The 1,807-nt window shown below is 27.8% G+C and carries 3 protein-coding genes; all 3 read left to right on the top strand.

Features of this window, described 5'->3' with window-relative positions; translation table 11 throughout:
- Positions 1-154: helix-turn-helix domain-containing protein (locus BA195_RS14585; protein ID WP_141677701.1), on the top strand; the 154-nt coding region annotated here is incomplete at its 5' end.
- A 1,061-nt stretch (positions 155-1,215) separates the two neighbouring features.
- On the top strand, positions 1,216-1,404 hold the full coding sequence (locus tag BA195_RS14260) for a hypothetical protein (RefSeq protein ID WP_141677700.1): 189 nt from the start codon (positions 1,216-1,218) through the stop codon (positions 1,402-1,404).
- Positions 1,405-1,539: 135 nt separating this feature from the next.
- On the top strand, positions 1,540-1,807 hold a 268-nt coding region (locus tag BA195_RS11035; protein ID WP_245662346.1), incomplete at its 3' end, for a hypothetical protein.

The following is a 1,807-nucleotide window of genomic DNA, read 5'->3' as shown; positions in this document are numbered from 1 at the left end:
TCTGACTCAAGAACAACTTGGCATTATAATTGACAAAAAACGGACTTACATTTCTCGTGTGGAAAATAATGGCAGTAATCTGACTTTAAAAACATTATTTGACATCGTAGAAAAAGGACTTGGAGGAAAAGTTAATATTTCAATCGAAGTCTAACATAAAGTACGATTTTACAACAACGTATAAAATTAATTGCTTACATCTAGCCTACTTACGAAAGTCCTCGCAGACTTTCTATTTGTGTTTTATTTGCTAACTAAAGTACTTAAATCACGCAACTAATCTTATACAACAACGTTGGGTTTCATTAACAAAAAATCGTAAAAATTCAAACTTTTAGATTTTTAATTGATTTTAAAATGTTGGAAAAACTTGTGGAAAAACTATATCGGAATTTTTCTCAGAAAACCGTAAAAAAATATAATTTTCTAATTTTAGTTTTATAATAATATTTTTCAAAATCAGAAAAATTCCAGTTGAGAATTGTTCTGTTAAAAGTTGGAGTATTTAAAGTTAAATTTTCAATACTCCTACTCTAGAGAAATCTCAGAAAGAATAAAAATAGAATTGAATGCTAGAGGAAAAACAAATCGTGGAATTTAGCAAGTTTGCGGAATTTAAATTCTTTATGAATAATTGCGGAAAAGTAAAATTAAAACAGAATTGAATACTAAAAAAAAGAGAATAAATCGCGGAATTAAAATTATTTATGGAAATAATTGCGGGAAAATTATTTCAACAATAAAAAGTAAAACAGAAAACTAACATAACGAAAACCCAACAGCGTGTATAGTTCATTACGGGGGATTTTCTTGCAGAAAATCCTCGCACTTTCACTATCTTTGGTCTAAGTTCGGAAAATTGCTGCGCTCTTTTCCGTAACGAAACCATACACAAGTACGTTGTATGTAATTTCTATGAAAATACTATTTGAAAATTATATAACAAAAATTGACACAAATAGATTAATAAAACACATATTTATTAACGCTATTATCTCAGCTTTAATATTTAGTTTGTTTATATCTATTTTGACCTGGACAAAACCGAATATAAATCGAATATTGATTTTTATATTAATCTTCGTGATATTAAAATTATTCCAATCTCTAAAACATAATTATAGAAATCACTTGGAGAGAATTTCTCTTGACAATGAGAATGGAAAGATTATTATAAACCACATAAGACCTTCAAAAAAAAGGACTGAGACTGTTATGAATTTTAAAGAAATAAAAATTTCTAATATTAAATATCTGCCTGCCTCTTGGTTTTCGCTTGAGAACTATTTTTGGATATCTGATAGTCATTCGAAAATTAAAATCTCTACTGCCGGACATGAGAATAAAGAAATTAATATTAATGAAATTCACGCTGAATTAAACAACATACAACAACGTGTATAATTAATGGCTAGTTTTAGCTTGCTTACGAAAATCCTCGCGGATTTTCTATTCGGTTTATATTTGCTAAATTAGGTGCTTAAACACGCCACTAATCATACACAAAACCGTTGGGCACTATTAGAACGAAATTAAGAAATGACAAACATAAACTCAAAACTTGAATCATTTGAAAACGGAAAGTTGATTGATATTGTTAAAAATTATAAGCAATATGGTTATGATAATGATTTGAGAAATATTGCAGTTGGAATTTTAGAAAAAAGAGGAATTAATAAAGAACAACTGGAATTAACTGGGAATTTTGAAAACCACTCTTACGAATCAGCAAAAGGAATACATAAATTATTTAGTTGGAACTCAAAAATTGCTTTTATACTTTACGGAATAGTATTGATTACGAATA

The sequence above is a fragment of the Tenacibaculum soleae genome (assembly GCF_001693415.1).
Classification (GTDB): Bacteria; Bacteroidota; Bacteroidia; order Flavobacteriales; family Flavobacteriaceae; genus Polaribacter; species Polaribacter soleae.
This window is presented reverse-complemented; position numbering and strand designations above follow the sequence as displayed.